This is a genomic window from Paracoccus laeviglucosivorans, from assembly GCF_900182695.1.
Taxonomy (GTDB): domain Bacteria; phylum Pseudomonadota; class Alphaproteobacteria; order Rhodobacterales; family Rhodobacteraceae; genus Paracoccus; species Paracoccus laeviglucosivorans.
Genome location: NZ_FXTK01000007.1, coordinates 49,098 through 68,441 on the forward strand (window position 1 = coordinate 49,098; position 19,344 = coordinate 68,441).

A 19,344-nucleotide genomic window follows, 5' to 3' on the forward strand; every position below is an offset into this window, starting at 1 on the left:
CCCCGGTGACAGAACTTCGCGCATCGGGCATCGTCGGCCGAAGGGCGGAGCGAGGGACACATGAAGGCATTGATTCTGGGGGGAGTTATCGCTTGCAGCCTGTCTGCCGCGCAAGCGGCATGCCCGGATTCATCGCTGATGCACAACGCCGCCCGCGGCTGGATCGCGGGGCAGCGCCTGCCCGATCCGCTGGTGCGCAATATGGACGACGCCAATTGCGCCTATGCCAGCTTTCGTGCCGTGCTGGAGGCGGAACTGGGACCACCCGTCGGCGTCAAGGTCGCATTCACCTCGGCCGAGGCGCAGGAGAATTATGGCATCAGCGAGCCGATCGCGGGCGCGCTGTTTGCCCCCATGCTGGTCGCGGATGGCAGCAGGCTTAGCCTGAAAGGCAGTCGCGCCCCGCTATACGAGGCCGATCTGGTCGTGACCGTGGCCGATCCCGCCATCATGCGGGCCACCACGCGGGCGCAGGTTGCCGCTGCCTTGCGCGATGTGCGCCCGTTCATCGAACTGCCCGACATCGCGCTGCCGCGCGGGGCAGTGCCGGATGGGCCGCTGTTTGCCAGTTATGGCGTGACGCCGTGGCGCGGGGTGCTGGGGCAGGGCATCCCGATTTCCGCGCTGGCCGATCCGGTCGGTGACCTTGAGCGGATGACCGTCGCACTGAAGGTCGATGGACGGGTCGTCCATACCGACAGCGGGGCAGCTTTGCTGGGGCATCCGCTGGATGTGCTACTATGGCTGGTGCAGCACGGGCGGTATGAATTGCACGCCGGCTCAATCGTTTCGCTGGGATCGCTGGGCACGTTCGGACCTGCCATGCCGGGCCGCCGAATCGAGGCGGAATACAACCTTGGCGGATACCCGATGAAAGTCGGGGTGACGCTTGCCCCTTAATCCCGGTTCTTAAAAGATAAATCCCGGCAAAAACTCTTTGCGATGCAGGCCGCTATGTCGCAAGACTGTCACTGGGCACGGCTAGGTGGCACGTGATGCTGCCGAGGCGGCACAAGTTGCAACGGAGTTTGCCATGACCATTCATTCGAAAGCGGCAAGCCTTGCCGCGCTGATCGCGTTGGCCGCCTCGGGCGCGGCATCGGCGCAGGATCTTGCGGCACTGGAAGAAGCCGCGAAGGCAGAAGGTATGCTGACCACCATCGCGCTGCCGCATGACTGGTGCGGCTACGGCGAGGTGATCGCCGGCTTCAAGGCGAAATACCCGGAAATCCAGATCAACGAGCTGAACCCCGATGCCGGTTCGGCCGATGAGCTGGAAGCGATCCGCGCGAACAAGGACAACAAAGGCCCGCAGGCGCCCGACGTGATTGACGTCGGCCTGTCCTTTGGTCCGCAAGCCAAGGCCGAAGGGCTGATCCAGCCTTATAAGGTCGCGACCTGGGATTCGATCCCGGACGATGCCAAGGATGCCGAAGGCTTCTGGTATGGCGACTATTACGGCGTGATGGCGTTCGGTGTGAACACCGACCTGATCGACGAAGCGCCGAAGTCGTGGAAAGACCTGTCCAAGCTGGAATATGCCAACGCCTTCGCACTGGCGGGCGACCCGCGCGCCTCGGCTCAGGCCATCATCTCGGTCATGGCCGCTGGCATGGCCAATGGCGGCGAGCCGGGCGAAGCTTCGGGCCAGAAGGGCATGGAGCTGCTGGCCGAAGTCAACAAGGCTGGCAACTTCGTTCCGGTCATCGGCAAGTCGGCCACCATCGCGCAGGGCGCGACGCCGATCGTCACCGCCTGGGACTATAACCTGCTGTCCTGGCGCGATGGCCTGAACGGCAACCCGCCGGTCGAAGTCATCATCCCCGAGGACGGCGTTGTCGCGGGCGTCTATGTTCAGGCGATTTCGGCCTATGCGCCGCATCCGAACGCTGCCAAGCTGTGGATGGAATACCTGTATTCGGACGAAGGTCAGCTGGGCTGGCTGAAAGGTTACTGCCACCCGATCCGCTTCAACAATCTGGTTGCCGAAGGCAAAGTCCCGCAGGAAATGCTGGACGCGCTGCCCCCGGCTGCCGCCTATGAAAAGGCGATCTTCCCGACGCTGGAACAGCAAGAGGCCAACCGCAAGGTCGTGACCGAGGGCTGGGACAATGTCGTGGGCGCGGCGGTCAAGGAATAAGACGGTCGGCCCCGCCACATCAGGCGGGGCCTTCCAAGTCCGGGGGACAGCGATGAAGTTAGGTTGGAACTGGCTGGGCATCCTGCCCTTCTTTGCTTTTGCGGCGCTGTTCCTTGTGCTGCCGACGATGAACATCGTCATCGGCGCATTCCAAAATCCCGAAGGCGGCTTCACGCTTTCGAATCTTGCGGGGCTGACGGCACCGCGCATCATGGACAGTTTCAAGATCTCGATCCAGATTTCGCTGGCATCGGCGATCCTTGGCTGCCTGATCGGCTTTGCCATGGCTGCGGCGCTGGTCATGGGCGGCCTTCCCGGCTGGCTGAAAGGCCCGTTGATGACGTTTTCGGGCGTCGCCTCGAACTTCGCGGGCGTGCCGCTGGCCTTCGCCTTCATCGCAACGCTGGGCCGTGTCGGTCTGGTGACGATGCTGCTGCGCGAATGGTTCGGCATCAACATCTATGCGATGGGCTTCAACCTGCTGTCCTTCTGGGGCCTGACGCTGACCTATCTGTTCTTCCAGATCCCGCTGATGATCCTGATCATCACCCCGGCGCTGGAGGGGCTGAAACGCGAATGGCGCGAAGCCGCCGAGGTGCTGGGCGCCTCGACCTGGCAATATTGGCGCATGGTGGCGCTGCCGATCCTGTTCCCGTCGCTGCTGGGCACATTCGCGCTGCTGTTCGCCAACAGCTTCGGTGCGGTCGCCACGGCCTATGCGCTGACCGGATCGTCGCTGTCCATCGCGCCGATCATGCTGTTCGCGCAGATCCGCGGTGACGTGCTGCAAGACCCGCATCTGGGCTATGCCATGGCATTCGGCATGATCGTCATCACCGGCATCGCCAATCTGGCCTATGTCATCATGCGGTCCCGCGCCGAAAGGTGGATGCGATGAGAAAGTTCTGGTCCTGGGCCGCAATCGTCATCGGTGGCCTGTATTTCCTGCTGCCGCTGATCGGCACGATCGAGTTTTCGCTGCGGATGCGGCGCGGGGAATATTCGCTGGATGCCTATGCTTCGGTGCTGTCCGATCCGGCGTTCCGGGCGACCTTCGGCTATTCGGTGCTGATGGCGCTGCTGACCATCGTGCTGGGCGTGCTGATCGTGGTGCCGACCGCCTATTGGGTGCGTCTGCGGCTGCCGCGCCTGCGGCCCTATATCGAATTCATCACGCTGTTGCCGCTGGTCATTCCGGCCATCGTGGTCGTGTTCGGCTATATCCGGCTTTACAATACCAGTTCATGGCTGCCGCTGACGGGATCGGGCGGGACGACGAATATCCTGCTGCTTTGCGGTTATGCCACGCTGGCGCTGCCTTACATGTATCGCGCCATCGACACCGGCCTGTCCACGATGGACGTGCGCTCGCTGACCGAGGCGGCGCAGTCGCTGGGCGCGGGCTGGCCGCGCATCATCGGCACACTGATCCTGCCCAATGTGCTGGCTGCCGTCATGTCGGGCGCGTTCCTGACCTTCGCCATCGTCATCGGTGAATTCACGATGGCCGCGCTGCTGAACCGCCCGGCTTTCGGCCCGTATATGCAGCTTTTGGGCGCGAACCGCGCCTATGAACCCGCCGCATTGGCCGTCATCGCCTTTGCCGTCACCTGGGGCTGCATGGGCCTCATGCAACTGATTTCCCGCCTTGCGGGTGTGCGAAAGACCGCGAAATGAGCTTTCTGACCCTTGACCACCTGCAAAAATCCTATGGCCCCACCAAGGTCGTCCACGATTTCAGCATGAATGTCGAAAAAGGCGAGTTCATCTCGTTCCTTGGACCGTCGGGCTGCGGCAAGACGACGGTGCTGCGCATGGTCGCGGGGTTCGAAACCCCCAGCGCGGGCCGTGTGATGATCGGCGGGCAGGACGTGACGCGGTTGCGTCCGAACCAGCGCCAGATCGGCATGGTCTTTCAGGCCTATGCGCTGTTTCCGAACCTGACGGTCGCCGACAATGTGGGCTTCGGCCTGAAGGTCGCGGGCGTCGCCAAGGCTGAACGGGCAGGCCGCGTGGCCGAGATGCTGGAGCTGATCGGTCTGCCGCAGATGGGCGAACGCTATCCCTATCAGCTGTCGGGCGGGCAGCAGCAGCGTGTGGCACTGGCCCGCGCGCTGGCGCCGCGCCCGCGCGTCCTGCTGCTGGACGAGCCGCTATCGGCGCTGGACGCCAAGATCCGCGTCAGCCTGCGCAACCAGATTCGCGAGATTCAGCAGCAACTGGGCATCACCACGATCTTTGTGACGCATGACCAGGAAGAGGCGCTGTCGATTTCCGACCGCATCGTCGTCATGCATCAGGGCGTGGCCGATCAGACCGGCACGCCGCGTCAGATCTATAACCAGCCCGCCACGGATTTCGTCGCAGGTTTCGTCGGCACGCTGAATCGTTTCGACGCGGATGTGGTCGATGCCGCGACCGGGCATGTCCGTATCGGCCGCACCGATGTGCTGTTGAACCGCCCGGTCAAGGCCGGTCGCATAACGCTGGCAGCCCGCCCCGAAGGTCTGGTGGTCGGTCCGCATGGCATCCCGGCCGAGGTGACCGGCGTCGAATTTCTGGGGTCTGTCCAGCGGTTGCGTGCCCGCGTCGGCGACAAGGACGTAGTGCTGGACCGCTTCAACGCGCCATCGGTCGCCCTGCCGGAACTGAACGAGACGATCCATATCTCGGCTTCGGATTCGACCTGGCTGGTGCTTGACGCCGCAGGTTGACGGACTGTCCAAAAGAACAACTCTCTGTTTGCTTAAAATATGGCGTAAATCTTGCGCATTGCCGACCAGAATCGCGTCAGTATCCAAGGTTTACGGCAAGTTCAGTAACGAGCAAATTTGAGGTTGATGATGGCGGATTTTCCCGGAACGAATGGTGCGGATTCGCTGATCGGCACGGCGGATGCCGACAGCATGTCGGGTGGCGACGGCAATGATACCATTCTGGGCATGGGCGGAAACGATACCGTCGATGGCGGCGAAGGTGCGGATCGCCTGTATTGGAAAGGCTCTCCCACAGGGGGCGACAACGCCGTTTTCCACGGCGGCAACGGTCACGAGCCGGTTTGGGAAAACGGCATCGTCACCCATCTGACCGGCTCTGAAGGCTATACCTTCGATGTCTACAACCATAACGGTGGCGACACGCTGGCGCTGAACTATGGGTCCGATGTCGGTGTGACGCTGACCTATAGCACCGCCGAGAACGGCACGGCTGTCGATGCCAATGGCAATACCGTCCAATTCGACGGGATCGAGCGTGTGTGGCTGGGCAATGGCAACAACCTTGTCGATGCGCGCGATGCACAGGATCTGTTCCGCGATGGCCCCGATCATTACGTCGGGATGCGGCTTTATTCGGGCAACGGCAGCGACACGATCTATGGCAGCGGCGGCACGGATTACATCCAAAGCGGCGGCGGCAATGACACCGTTTACGGCGGCGCTGGCAATGACGTGATCGAAACCGGCGGCGGTGATGACGTCGCTTATGGTGGCGCGGACAATGACGGTTTCCGCTGGGGCGATGGCGGCAGCAACGCCGCGATCGGCAACGACTTCTATGACGGCGGCACTGGGTTCAACACGCTGAACGCCTGGCAATCCGCACCTCCGACCGTCGAAGGTGAAAGCGGCGCGGGTATTCATGTCGTGCTGGATACCGACAGTTCCGGCGACATCGACGCCCTGGGCGGGGTGCAGGGCCATCTGCGCTTTGAGAACTTCCAGAACCTGCGCACCGGCGGCGGCAATGATGTCATCGATGGCTCGAACGCCAATGTTGACGGCTACCGGGTCTTTGCCGATTGGGGCAACGATTCGATCATCGGGTCGCGCGGCGACGATACGCTGGAAGGCGGCTGGGGTGGCGATACCATCATCGGCGGCCTGGGCAATGACTTCATCTCGATGAACGGCGACATCTTTGCGCAGGTCAGCCGCCCGGACGCCTCGACCGATACGCTGGTGCTGGCCGATGGCTTTGGTCAGGACACCATCCGCAGCTTTGCATTCGGTGGCGAGGCCGACAGCGACGGCAATCCTGCGCCCGCGGACGTGCTGGATGTCAGCGGTCTTCATGATGCCGACGGCAACCCGATCCGCGTCGGCGATGTGACCGTGCGTGCCGATGTTGATCAATACAACAACCAGTTCGCCGTTATCCACTTCCCGAATGGCGAGGAACTTTGGTTCCAGGGCGTCGATCCCGATACCCTGACGCGCGAGCGTCTGCTGGCCATGGGCATTCCCTGTTTTTGCCGGGGCACGACGATCCTGACCGACCGGGGCGAGATTGCGGTCCAGGACCTGCGCGTGGGCGATATGGTGCAGACCCGCGACAATGGGTTGCAGCCGGTCCGCTGGATTGGCAGCCGCGCGCTGGACCGCGTGGATCTGGCGTTGGCGCCGCGTCTTCAGCCTATCCGCATTCGTGCCGGTGCGCTGGGGGCAGGGCTGCCCGCGGCCGATCTGCTGGTTTCGCCGCAGCACCGTGTGCTGGTCCGGTCTGCCATCGCTCAGCGGATGTTCGGCGCCGATGAAGTGCTGGTCGCGGCCAAGCAGCTGACCGCCATGGACGGGATCGAAGCGCTGTCCGTCGATCAGGTCGAGTATTTCCATATCCTGTTCGACCGGCATGAGATCATCGTGTCAAACGGAGCCGAAACCGAATCGCTTTACACCGGACCCGAAGCGATGAAGGCCCTTGGCCAGTCGGCCTGCGATGAAATCTTCACGCTATTCCCTGAATTGCGCGATATGCCTGCCACCGGGGCGCGGCCATTCGTGTCGGGCGGCAAGGCGCGCAACATGGCAGAACGGCATCAGCGCAACCACAAGCAGTTGTTCTGCAAATAACATGCATCTTTGGCGAAAGACTCATCAGCGGTCTTTCGCCGATTGATGCTTTAATGGGCGCAAGAATTTGCTGACTGACCAAATGGTCAGGTCAACGCCCTTACGTGCGTTTCATCTACTATTGGCATGACAACGATTGCGAGGATAGCCGCTGCCAGCCGGCGACTCGCCCTTATGCCAATCGGAGAGAGACATGCCCCTGATCAGAGGCACGGCAGGTCGGGACAGCCTGCGCGGAACGAACGGTCGCGACACGATCCACGCCATGCACGGCAATGACACGATCGATCCCGGACGCGGGCCGGACCGGGTTCATGCGGGCAGCGGTGCCGATGTGGTGTATTGGGATCAGGATCCGCTGTCCCGTGGGGTGGTCGATGCCTATGTCGGCGGCCAGATGCACGAAACCTATGACCCTAATCCCTATATGGATCGTCTGGGCGGCGACAGGCTGGTGCTGGGTCATCATGCCGGACAGCACGGGTTTCGCGTCACCTTCACCTCCAGCGAAGACGGTCAGGCGTTGGACGCTTGGGGCAACCGGCTGACCTTTCAGCAATTCGAACGGCTGACGACCGGATCGGGCAATGATGTCATCAACGGTGCGCTGGCGGTGCTGGAACCGGAACGCGGCGAGCCCGGCACGGTCAATCACGTGCCGGTGCACGGTCTGGACATCACCGCGGGCGCGGGTAACGACATCATCATCGGATCGCGCGGAAACGACGTCATCGACGGCGGGCCGGGCAATGACACCATCTATGGCGGCGAAGGTTCGGATTTCATCCAAAGCTCGACAGGCAATGACCTGATCTATGGCGGCGGGGGTATCGACAACATCCGCTGGGGCCGCGGCAATGAAACCGAGCGGGTCGGACATGACACGATCTATGGCGGCGAAACCGGAGAGCGCGGCAGCGACATTCTGAACATGTGGGTGCGCGACTGGGATGGCAACGGCGTCTCGGTCACGTTCAATTCGGCGGAATCGGGCTGGGCGATGACCACGGTCGGCGGTGGCCTCAGCACCGTCCGTTTCTACGAATTCGAAAGCTTCTGGACGCATGAGGGGAATGACACGATCAACGGCTCATCGGCCGTGATCGGCCCGGACAATCGCGGCGTCCACGTCAATGGCCGTTGGGGCAATGACCGGATCACCGGCACGCAGGGCAACGACACGATCGAAGGTGGCGAAGGTGCCGACACGCTGGACGGCGGTCGCGGTAACGACTTCATCTCGATGGTGCAGGATTTCTATCTGCCTCTTGGTAGTCCGGTTCAGCCCGACGCGCAGCGCGACGTGCTGGTGGTGCGCGATGGCGCGGGGTTCGATACCATCCGGGCGTTTCAGGTGGGCGATGTGCGCGATGCGTCCGGCCACATCATCCGCCACGGCGATGCGCTGAACCTGCAAGGGCTGCATGATGCGCAGGGCAATCCCGTCGATATCAACGATGTCCGCGTCACCGAGATCGACGGCCATGCCGTGCTGAACTTCCCCAATGGTGAACGGGTGATGCTGGAAAACATCCGCGCCGCCAGCCTGACCCGTCCGCGCCTGATCGAGCTGGGCCTGCCCCGTCCCGGCAATCCGCGCGCCAATGAGGCCGAGGCGCAGGCCGCGCAGGATGCGCCCCCAGCCCAGGACGTGCAGCCCGCACGCCCTGAGGCAGTTCATGGCGGCGATGAGGTCTTGGCACGCCCCGACCAGACAGTCCGGCCCGAAATGCAGCTTGCCCGTGCGGGCGCGCGCGCCGACGATCCGGCGATCGGCGTGACCTGTTTCACGGCTGGGACGCTGATCGAAACCCCCGACGGTCCGATGCAGGTGCAGATGCTGCAGCCCGGCGATCTGGTCCTGACCCGCGATCACGGCCCGCGTCCACTGCGCTGGATCGGGCGGCGACTGCTATCTGCGGCTGAGCTGCGCCTTGCGCCGCAGTTGAACCCCATCCGCATCCGTACGGGCGCATTGGGACAGGGCGTGCCGCAACGCGATCTGACGGTTTCGCCGCAGCATCGCGTGCTGGTCCGTTCCGCCATTGCCCGCCGCATGTTCGGCGCGGATGAGGTGCTTGTCGCGGCCAAGCAATTGCTGGCCTTGGACGGGATCGAACAGCTGCAGGTCGCGCAGGTGGAATATGTCCATATCCTGTTCGACGGGCATGAAATCGTGGCCTCGGACGGCGCATGGACCGAGTCGCTGTATACCGGGGCCGAGGCGCTGAAATCCCTTGGGCAAGCCGCGCGGGACGAGATATTTGCGCTTTTCCCCGAGTTGCAGGGCAGCCCTGCCCCCGCAGCGCGCCCGTTTGCGACGGGGGCCAGGGCGCGCCAGTTGGCCGCGAGGCATCAGCGCAACGGCAAGGCATTGGTCAGCGCTTAGGGCGTGTTCGCCTTTCTGGCGAAAATGACAGGTCGGATCGACAAGATTGGCGTTGTCGCCTTCGGTGCTTGCTAGCATGGTGGCGTCAGGCTTTTCTTGTCCCGGAAGGAAGCGCGCATGTCCGCTCAGCATCCCGAATTGACGCTTTTCGCAGCGGTTCCGGCCAGCAAGACTGCCGATGGGCGGTTGCTGCTGGACGACAAGTTCGTGTCCGGCATGACGCGCCATGCCGAAGATTGGGCCGGACCCGTCCGTGCCGTCCTGCGCGACATGGGCGAAGGTGCGCTGCCCTTTGCCTCGGCCATTGATCCGGCCGGGCTGAATTTTCAGGTGACGCTGGTCGGACCGGATCAGCCGCTGGAATCGGCGCTTGGGACCGCGCCTGGGGTCATCCTTGCCTCGGCTGACATGATTGATCAGCTTGGATTGGGGCAGGCGGCGCGGGGGCGCGGTCTCTCGGTCGTTTATGGCATTGAATATACGCTGGAAACGCGGCTGCGGATTGTGCGTATCGAACGGGGCCGCAGCCTGCCCAAGAAGCTGTGGTCGATGCTTTGGAACATCCGGCAGGAACGGCATCGCCGCGCTGCGCTGAAGGCGGCGGACGGCATCCAGATGAACGGCTTTCCCGCCGAACATGATTACGCCGCGATGAACGCGGCCCCGCTGCGCTATCTGGACAACCGCATGTCGGGCGTGATCATGGCGACCGAGGCCGAGATGGAGGCCCGCCGCCAGCGCCATGCCGAACGTCGCCCCCTGCGCCTGATCCATTCCGGCAGGCTTGAGCCGATGAAGGGCGGGCATCTGCTGGTTCCGCTGGCCCGTGCGCTGCGCGACGCCCGCGTGCCGTTTTCGCTGGACATCTATGGCACGGGCAGCCTTGAAGATGAAATCCGGCTGGGTATTTCGCAGGCCGAACTGGGCGACCGCGTGCAATTGCACCAGCCCGTTCCGTTCGAGACGGGACTGGTGCCCGTGTCACGCAGCAATGCCGACATCTTCGTCAGCTGCCATGTGCAGTCCGACCCGTCCTGCACCTATCTTGAGGCGATGGGCTGCGGTCTGCCGGTGGTTGGCTTCGCGAACCGCATGTTGGCCGCCCTGGTGCGCGACAGCCACGGTGGCTGGTGCGTGCCGATGGATGACATTGCCGCAATGGCCGCGCTGATCGGCACGCTGGACCGCGACCGCGCGACGGTCATGGCGCGTGCCGATGACGCGCTGGCCTATGCCCGCGCGCATGATTTCGAAGCCGAGTTCGACGCCCGGATGCGCCATCTGGCGCAGGTGGTCAGCCGCGCGGGCGTGCCTGCCGCTGCCGCCACGCAGCCGCAGCATGGCCTGGCAGGATCGTGAAGCCCTTGGCATAGCGCGCCGCCAACCGCTTGGGGTTGGACAGCATCCGCCACATCCATTCCATCTTGACCTGCCGCGCCCATTTCGGCGCGCGTTTCTGATGGCCGGACAGAAAATCCAGACCCGCCCCGATCGAGGCAAAGCCGACATTGCCCAAGGCATCGCGGGCGCGAATCGCAAAGATTTCCTGCCGCGGTGCGCCAAGCGCCAGAAAGCACAGCCTTGCACCAGACGCGCGGATCTTTTCGATGATCTCGGCGCCTTCCGGTCCGGTCGGATCAAAGGGGAAGCCCGGCGCATGGGTCAGCGCCACCTGCAATCCGGGCACGCGGGCGCGCATTGCCTTGGCCGCAAGTTCCAGCGATGCGTCATTGCTGCCGATCAGCCCGACGGGCAGCCCTTGGGCCGCCGCTTCCTGCGCCAGGGGCAGCACCAGATCGGAACCGGGCGCAAGGCTGACGGGCTTGCCGGCGATCCTTGACAGCCACACGATGGGGTTTCCATCTGCGCAGACCAGATCCTGCCGGGCATAGGCTTGGCGGAACGTCGCTTCCTCAGCCAGACGTTGCAGGTGATCGACGTTGATCGTCGCAAGGGCGAAGCCCCGGTTCGCGCTTAAATTGTCGCGAACCTGCCGCAGCAACGCATCTGAATCTGGACAATTGATCCGAACGGCATTGCCGTCGGGAAAGCTGAACTGCATGATACAAATCTATCCGGCCCCGATTGGCGGCAGGATGGGTCGGGCCAGCGGGGAAAGCAACACCTGTTTCCTTAACGGTCCGGGCCAGTCTATGTCGCCCAGGGAGGCAAAATCCGTGCCCGCTTTCGCGCTGATGATGCTGCTGATCTGGCCGATCGTGACCTCGGTCATCTTTTCGCGCATGGACAAGCAAAAGGCGTTGGTCTGGACAATCGTGTCCGGCTACTTGATTCTGCCGCCTTTGATCGAGATTGACCTGCCGCTGATCCCCGGCATCAACAAGTCCATGATTCCGGCGCTTTGCGCGGCATTGATGCTGTTTTTGCGGCGCGATCCGATGGGCAAGGGGCCAAGCGCCCCTGAAATGGGCATGGTCGTGACGATCCTGCTGGTGATGAACTTCACCTCGCCGATGCTGACGACCTTTACCAACCCGGACACGCTTTTCGATGGCATCAACGTCCGTCCGGGCATGTCGATCACGCAGGGCATGGCGGATACGTTGCTGGTATTCATGCAGCTATTGCCGTTCCTGATGGGGTATCGCCTGCTATATAACGCGCGTGGGGCTGAATTGCTGTTGCGTGCGCTGGTGCTGGGCATCCTGTGCTATACTGTGCCCATGCTGTTCGAACTGCGTTTCAGTCCGCAGACGAACATCATCGTCTATGGATATTTCCAGCACGATTTCGTCCAGACCATCCGATATGGCGGCTATCGTCCCATCGTTTTTCTGGAACATCCGCTGTGGGTCGCGCTGATCACGATGTGGGCGTTTCTGGCCGCAATCGCGCTTGCCCGTCATAACAAGACGCGCCGCAACATCCTGATCGCGCTTTATCTTTGCTGCATGGTCTTGCTGTGCAAATCGGCCGGTGCGTTGATTCAGGCCCTGATCGCCGCGCCCTTGGTTGCGGTCGCCCGGCCAAAGCTGATGGTGTTGGTGGCGGCCATGGTCGCCTCGATTGCGTTTGCCTATCCGACGTTGCGCACCACGCCGCTATTGCCCGTCAACGATATCGTGGATGTCGCGATGTCGATTTCGCCCGAACGCGGGCGGTCGCTGGAATTCCGCCTGATGAATGAGGAGCAGCTGGTCGAACGCGCGATGGAGCGGTCGATGTTTGGCTGGGGCGGCTGGGGCAGGCCGCTGTTTTACGACCCCTATGACGGGCGGCTAAGTTCGGTGCCCGATGGTCAATGGGTCATCTGGCTGGGCGCACGTGGCATCTATGGCTATCTGGCGCAGTTCCTGCTGCTGCTGGTGCCGATCTTCACGATGATGCGGGCGTTGATGCGTGCACGAGGCGCGGCGCGTTCGCCCGAATATCTGATGCTTGGCTGTCTGTCGCTGATGCTTGCGATGAACTGCGTTGACCTGATTCCGAATGCCACGCTGACCCCTGTGACATGGATCGCAGCGGGGGCTTTGCTGGGGAATGCACGGCGTTTGCTGAAAGGCGTCGAGCAGCCGGGTGACCTGCCCGTCACCGAGGGCATTCTGCCTAAAAAGGCAGGACTGCAAACCGTTTTATAGGTTGGTGACGGGCGCAGGATTCGGTATTCCGAATACGCGCAGCAGTTGTTTTAATGATGTTCGCCAGACATGGCGTTTCGAGTCGATAAAGGGGTGCCCATGGCCTTCGACGAAACCTTGGTTTCCGATACTGACATCGCGATTGTGGGCATGGCAGCGCAGCTGCCGGGGGCGGCGAACGTTGCCCAGTATTGGGATAATCTGTGCCGCGGAATCGAATCGATCCAGCGTGTGCCGCAAGCCGATCTGATCGCCCGAGGCGAAGCCCGCGCCCGGCTTTCCGACCCGAATTACGTGCCCTCGGCTGCCATTCTGGACCAGTTCGACGAATTCGACGCCGAGTTCTTTGGCCTGTCGCCGAAAGAGGCGGCGATCATGGACCCGCAGCACCGCAAGTTTCTGGAAACCTGCTGGCACGCGCTGGAAGATGCGGCCCACACGCCCGAAGGTTTCGACCGTCCGATCGGGGTCTGGGCGGGCTGCGGCATGGGCAGCTATTTCTACTGGAACGTGTGTTCCAACCGCGATCTGGTCGATGGCGTCGGGCATTTCCTGCTGCGCCATACCGGCAATGACAAGGACTTCCTGTCCACGCGCGTCAGCCACGTCTTTGACCTGACCGGGCCGTCGATCAACGTCCAGACCGCCTGTTCCACGTCCTTGGTGGCGATCCACATGGCCAGCCAGTCGCTGCTGTCGGGCGAAGTGGACATGGCCCTTGCCGGTGGCGTCACGATCGAGATGCCGCATGGGCTGGGCTATCTTTACAAAGAAAATGAGATTCTGTCGCCCGACGGCCATTGCCACGCCTTTGACCACCGCGCGCAGGGCACGGTCTTCGGCAGCGGCGCCGCTGTCGTGGTGCTGCGTCGGCTGAAGGATGCGATTGCGGATGGCGACCATATCTGGGCCGTTATCAAAGGCAGCGCGCTGAACAATGACGGCGCGGCCAAAGCGGGCTATCTGGCCCCCAGCGTCGAAGGTCAGGCGCAAGCGATTTCCGAGGCGCTGGTGATGTCGGGCGTGACGTCCGACAGCATCGGCTATGTCGAATGCCATGGCACCGGGACCGCGCTTGGCGACCCGATCGAGGTTGCCGCGCTGAATCAGGCTTATGCGCGGGTCACGGACGGGACGCGGCAGGGGCCGTGTCACATCGGCTCGGTCAAGACGAATATCGGGCATCTGGACACGGCGGCGGGCAGCGCGGGGCTGATCAAATCGGCGCTGGCGGTGCATCATGGCCGCATCCCGGCCAGCCTTGGGTTCGAAAAGCCGAACCCTGCGATTGATTTCGACGGCGGGCCGTTCCGCGTGAACGCCGCGCTGGGCGACTGGCCGATTGCAGGGCCGCGCCGGGCGGGTGTGAACTCGCTGGGTGTGGGCGGCACCAACGCCCATGCCATTCTGGAACAGCCGCCGCAGGTTCCGGGCAGCGAGGAATCGGATTGGCCATTCCACATCATCGCCGTGTCGGGCCGCAGCAAATCGGCGCTGGACGCCAACAGCGCGGCGCTGGCCGCGTGGCTGAACGCCAATCCCAGCGTCGATCTGGCCGACTTGTCCTTTACCCTGACGCAGGGCCGCAGGCAGTTCGATCGCCGCCGTGTGCTGATTGCCCGTGACGCGGCCGAGGCGGCGGCGCTTCTGGCCGAACCGGACACGCGGCTGGTCTTTGACCATCAACTGGTCGCGGATGGGGCCGAACCGGTCTTCATGCTGCCCGGTGGCGGCGCGCAATATGCCGGCATGGCGCGCGGGCTGTATGAGACCGAGCCGGTCTTCCGCGAATGGATGGATCGCGGCCTTGACCATATGGCACAGGCGCATGGCGCCGATCTGCGTTCGCTGTGGCTGCCCGAACCGGGCGAGGAGGCCGAGGCCGACAAGCGGTTGCTGCAACCCTCGCTGCAATTGCCGCTGCTGATGATCACCGAATATGCGCTGGCGCAGCTATGGATCAGCTGGGGTGTGACGCCCGTGGCGCTGATCGGCCATTCGATGGGCGAAAACACTGCCGCCTGCATCGCGGGCGTAATGTCGTTCGAAGATTGCATCGGGCTGGTGCGTCTGCGCGGGCAGTTGTTCGACCGCGTGCCTGCGGGCGGCATGCTGTCCGTCCCGCTGGAACCGCATGAGTTTGACGCCGAGCTGACCGAGCTGGGCCTTGATCTGGCCGCCGTGAACGGGCCGGGCCTGTCGGTCGTGTCGGGGCCGGATGCGCTTCTGGACCAGTTCGCCGCCAAGATGACCGCGCGCGAGGTGCAGTGCCAGCGCATCGCCATTTCCATCGCCGCGCATTCGCGGATGCTTGAGGGGATTCTGGCCGAATTCCGCGCTTATCTGGCCAGCATCCCGCTGAACCCGCCGCAAATCCAGATCATCTCGAACCGGGACGGCCAGCCGCTGACTGATCAGCAGGCGACCAGCCCGGATTACTGGGTGCAGCACCTGCGCGGCACGGTGCGCTTTGCCGATGGCATCGCCTATCTGGCGTCCGATCCCCACCGGATTTTCCTTGAGGTCGGGCCGGGCCGCGCCATGCAGGCCATGGCCAAGGCGCATCCGTCGGTGAACGCGGGTCAGGTCATCACCACCCTGCGCCACCGCGACCACGACACCGGAGATGACACCTATTTCATGGGTGCTTTGGCGCGGGTCTGGGCCTGTGGCGGGCGCATCGACTGGGACCAGATCTGGGGCGATGCGCGCCGCCAGCGCCTGTCGCTGCCGGGCTATCAGTTCCAGCGCAAACGCTATTTCATCGAACGCTCGACCACGGCCGCGACCGAGGCCGAGGCCGAACTGGCCCGGATCGAGGAGCCTGCCGAATGGGGCTGGCGTCCGGCATGGAAGCTGGCATCCCCCGCGATCGAGATCGGGCCAAAGGGTCCGGTCGCCAGCGGCCAGCGCAACTGGCTGATCTTCGCGGATGATCTGGGCATTGGTGAACGTCTGGCGGGTCTGCTGCGCGACCTGAAACAAACTGTCGCGGTCGTCCGTATTGCCGACACCTTCGCCGACAAGGGGCAGAGCCAGTTCACCCTGCCGGTCGAATCCGACCGCGAGGGGTATGAGATGCTGCTGGCCGCTTTGGCCACGCAGGACATGATCCCCGACCGCATCCTGCATCTGTGGTCGGTCACGCAGGGCGCGGCGTTCCGCGCCGGTTCCAGCCTGCTGAACAGCCAGCTGGAGCGCGGCTTCTTTGGCCTGCTGCATCTGGCGCAGGCGATTGCCTCGGAACTGCCCGAGGCCAGAATGGACCTGATCGCCATCTGCAACGACGCCCTGCGCGTTGCCGATGAAGCGGCGGATGCCCCCGAAAAGGCCACCGCCACCGGCCCGATCCGGGTCATGCCGCATGAGATGCCGAATATCGCCGCGCGTCTGGTGGACATTCGCCTGCCGCGCCGACCCGTGGATGCGGCGGCCCAATTGCTTGAGGAGGCGCTGGCCCCGCAAGGCGCCCCCGTCGCCGCATGGCGCGACGGTCGCCGGTTCGAACAATCGCTGGAACGGGTGGCGTTGACCGATGATGGCATGGCGGGCATCCCCGATGGCTCGGTCTGTCTGATTACCGGCGGCTTTGGCGGCATCGGGCAGGCGATTGCCCGCGAACTTGCGCCGCGTGGCGCGAAACTGGCCCTGACCACGCGCGGCGCGACCGATGCCGCGCCGATTGCGCTGGCTGTTCAGCAGCTTGAGGCCTTGGGCGCGCAGGTCATCGCAATTCGTGCCGATGTGACCAGCCCCGAGGAAATGGCAAGGGCGGCTGCGGAAACCCGCGCGCGGTTCGGCGGTCTGGACGTGGTGCTGCACGCGGCGGGTGTCATCCGCGACAGCCTGATCGCGGCCAAATCCGACGACGATTGCTGGGACGTGCTGGCCCCGAAACTGCTGGGCACGCAGGCGCTGATCGCGGCGCTAAAGGACAATCCGGCCAAGCTGACGGTGCTGTTCGCCTCGACCAGTTCGGTGATCGCGCCGGCGGGTCAGGCGGATTACGTCGCGGCCAACGAATATCTGAACGCGGTGGCGCGGTCCGCGCCCAAGGCGCTGGGGCGTGTCGTCGCGGTCAACTGGGGCGTCTGGGCCGATGCCGGCATGGCCGCCCGCGCGCTGGGGATCGAGAAAACGGTTTCGGCTGGCGCACCCGTCGCCCGCCCGCTGTTGGACGAGGCGATGCCCATGCCCGGCGGGCGCGAATTCCGCACGGCGCTGAAGATGGATCACTGGATCATCGGCGGGCACAAGACCGCGTCCGGTCAGGCGCTGATGCCCGGCACCGGCTGGATCGAGCTGATTACCGAGGCCGCGCTGGAATCCGGCCTGACCCTGCCGATCATCATCCGCGATCTGGAATTCCTGCGCCCGGTGCTGGTCGAGGATACGGCGCTGGTCACTACCCGCGTCGAACCGGCGGGCGATGCGTTCCGCGTGCAGGTGCTGGACGATCCGCAGGGCACGGCGAATGTGCAGGCGCTGATCGCGCCCTTGCAGGAAGCCGCGCCGGAACCCTTGAAGGCCGACGGGCCGTGGGATCAGGATGGGCGGGGGGCGGCCATCGCCTCGGCCCAGGAACGCCAGATGGATTTCGGCCCGCGCTGGAAGGTGCTGCGCCGTTTCCGCATCGCCGGGGATGAGGGCGTGGCGGAACTTTCGCTGGCCCCTGAATTCGCGAATGAACCGGGCGAATGGCTAACCCATCCCGCGCTGCTGGACATTGCGACCGGCTGGGCGATGGCGCTGATCCGGGGCTGGACGCCGGATGCGCTATGGGCACCGATGGGCTATCGCTCGATTCGGATTTACGCTCCGATGCCTGCGCAGGTCATCAGTCGCATCCGCAATGCGGGCGAAAACACCGATGCGCTGGGGATGGCGCAGTTCGACATCACGCTGGCCGCGCCGGATGGAACGATCTGCGCCGAGATCAAGGGCTTTGCCCTGCGCAAGCTGACGGCGGCGTTTTCCGCGCAACCGCAGGCGCGGGTTCAGGCCCGCACCATGTCGCCCGCCGAACGCCGCCTGCATCAGAACATCACGCAGGGGATTCCGGCGGCGATCGGGCCTGCGATGCTAAGCCGCGCCATCTCGACCGGGCTTTCGCAGGTATTCGTGTCGTCGCTGGACCTGAACGCGTTGATTGCCGAGGCGGCGGTGGTTGCCGACGCGGCCCCCAGCGAAGGCGGCTTCGAACGCCCCGATCTGGACAGCGATTTCGTCGCGCCCGCGCCGGGGACGCAGGCCGAACTGGCCGCCATCTGGTCCGAGCTTTTGGGCATTGCGCAGGTCGGCGCGGCGGACAGCTTCTTTGATCTGGGCGGGCATTCGCTGATCGCGGTGCGGATGTTCGGACAGGTGCGCAAGAAATTCGACGTGGACCTGCCGATCTCGACCCTGTTCGAGGCGCCGACGATTGCCGCGCTGGCCGCGCTGATCGAGGAACGCACCGGCCCGCGCGAAATCAGCCTTGAAAACGTGCGCGCCATGCCTGCGGAACGCATCCGCCACCGCTTCCTTGTCGATATGGGCGGGCGTGGCGATGGGACGCCGTTCTTTATCGTCGCGGGCATGTTCGGCAATATCATGAACCTGCGTCAGCTTGCGCAGCGTGTCGGCCCGGATCGCAAGTTCTGGGGGCTGCAGGCGCGGGGTCTGCTGGGCGATGACAAGCCGCATGAAAGCTTTGCCGAGGCGGCGCGGGACTATCTGGCCGAAATCCGTCAGGTGCAGCCGCATGGCCCGTATCTGCTGGGCGGCTTCTCGGGTGGCGGTTTGACCGCATATGAAATGGCGCGGCAATTGCGCGAGGCGGGCGAAGACGTGGCCATGCTGGTTATGCTGGACACGCCGCTGCCCATGCGTGAGCCGCTGAACAAAAAGGACCGCAAGCTGATCCGCATTGCCGAGATGCGCGAAGGCGGCTTCGACTTTCTGAAGCAATGGGCCAAGGATCGCGTCAGCTACGAAATCAGCAAGCGCCGCAAGGCGCAGGCGCTGGAGGCGGGGGCGGAAGCCAGCGACGGCGCGTTCCACGATCTGGCGATCGAGGCGGCGTTCCTGTCATGGCTGCCGGGGATGCAGGTCACGCCATGGGACGGTCCGGTCGCGATGTTCCGTCCACCACTGGACCGGCGCTTCAAGGTTTCGGGCGGGCGCTGGGTCACTACGGCCCGCGAATATCTGCTGGAAGATAACGGCTGGACGCGCTTCATGCCGCAGCTTCAGGTGATCGAGGTGCCGGGCGACCATGACAGCATGGTGCTGGAGCCCAATGTGCGCCGTATGGCGACCGTGCTGCGCGAAATTCTGCGCGATGCGGATGACGTATCGGCGCGTGCCAAGGCGGCGGAGTAAGCG

At 63.9% G+C, this 19,344-nt stretch carries 11 protein-coding genes; 10 read left to right on the forward strand and 1 reads right to left on the reverse strand.

The window, feature by feature from the left end; all coding sequences use genetic code 11:
* Positions 1-138 precede the first annotated feature (138 nt).
* The 8 genes from FN835_RS09865 to FN835_RS09900 all read left to right on the forward strand — a co-directional run bounded on the left by FN835_RS09865 (position 139) and on the right by FN835_RS09900 (position 10,738).
* Positions 139-900, forward strand: coding sequence for a 2-keto-4-pentenoate hydratase (locus tag FN835_RS09865; RefSeq protein ID WP_246098694.1), 762 nt, complete (start codon positions 139-141; stop codon positions 898-900).
* 133 nt (positions 901-1,033) lie between these two features.
* Complete coding sequence (locus FN835_RS09870; RefSeq protein ID WP_142663055.1) at positions 1,034-2,140, forward strand: ABC transporter substrate-binding protein; 1,107 nt, start codon at positions 1,034-1,036, stop codon at positions 2,138-2,140.
* A gap of 52 nt (positions 2,141-2,192) precedes the next feature.
* Positions 2,193-3,038: an ABC transporter permease gene (locus tag FN835_RS09875; protein ID WP_142663056.1), complete on the forward strand. Its 846-nt coding sequence runs from the start codon at positions 2,193-2,195 to the stop codon at positions 3,036-3,038.
* Positions 3,035-3,817: an ABC transporter permease gene (locus tag FN835_RS09880; RefSeq protein WP_142663057.1), complete on the forward strand. Its 783-nt coding sequence runs from the start codon at positions 3,035-3,037 to the stop codon at positions 3,815-3,817. The genes FN835_RS09875 and FN835_RS09880 overlap by 4 nt, the downstream gene beginning before the upstream one ends.
* On the forward strand, positions 3,814-4,854 hold the full coding sequence (locus FN835_RS09885) for an ABC transporter ATP-binding protein (protein WP_142663058.1): 1,041 nt from the start codon (positions 3,814-3,816) through the stop codon (positions 4,852-4,854). Before FN835_RS09880 ends, FN835_RS09885 begins: the two co-directional genes overlap by 4 nt.
* Positions 4,855-4,983: 129 nt before the next feature.
* Complete coding sequence (locus FN835_RS09890) at positions 4,984-6,990, forward strand: Hint domain-containing protein (protein WP_142663059.1); 2,007 nt, start codon at positions 4,984-4,986, stop codon at positions 6,988-6,990.
* Positions 6,991-7,183: 193 nt separating this feature from the next.
* Positions 7,184-9,379 carry a Hint domain-containing protein gene (locus tag FN835_RS09895; RefSeq protein ID WP_142663060.1) on the forward strand — a complete coding sequence of 732 codons (2,196 nt, stop codon included), beginning with the start codon at positions 7,184-7,186 and terminating at the stop codon, positions 9,377-9,379.
* A gap of 117 nt (positions 9,380-9,496) precedes the next feature.
* Positions 9,497-10,738, forward strand: a complete 1,242-nt coding sequence (locus FN835_RS09900; RefSeq protein ID WP_142663061.1) for a glycosyltransferase — start codon at positions 9,497-9,499, stop codon at positions 10,736-10,738.
* On the opposite strand, the gene FN835_RS09905 is transcribed toward FN835_RS09900, so the two are convergent.
* The gene (locus FN835_RS09905; protein ID WP_142663062.1) at positions 10,674-11,441 is read right to left on the reverse strand and encodes a WecB/TagA/CpsF family glycosyltransferase; all 768 of its coding nucleotides are present in this window, start codon (positions 11,439-11,441) and stop codon (positions 10,674-10,676) included. The genes FN835_RS09900 and FN835_RS09905 overlap by 65 nt on opposite strands.
* A gap of 91 nt (positions 11,442-11,532) precedes the next feature.
* Between FN835_RS09905 and FN835_RS09910 the strand changes: the two genes are divergently transcribed.
* Together FN835_RS09910 and FN835_RS09915 are read left to right on the forward strand one after the other, a co-directional pair.
* The gene (locus FN835_RS09910; protein WP_246098695.1) at positions 11,533-12,978 is read left to right on the forward strand and encodes a hypothetical protein; all 1,446 of its coding nucleotides are present in this window, start codon (positions 11,533-11,535) and stop codon (positions 12,976-12,978) included.
* Between the two features lie 99 nt (positions 12,979-13,077).
* Entirely contained in the window at positions 13,078-19,341 is a 6,264-nt protein-coding gene (locus FN835_RS09915) for a type I polyketide synthase (protein ID WP_142663063.1), read from the forward strand.
* Positions 19,342-19,344 lie beyond the last annotated feature (3 nt).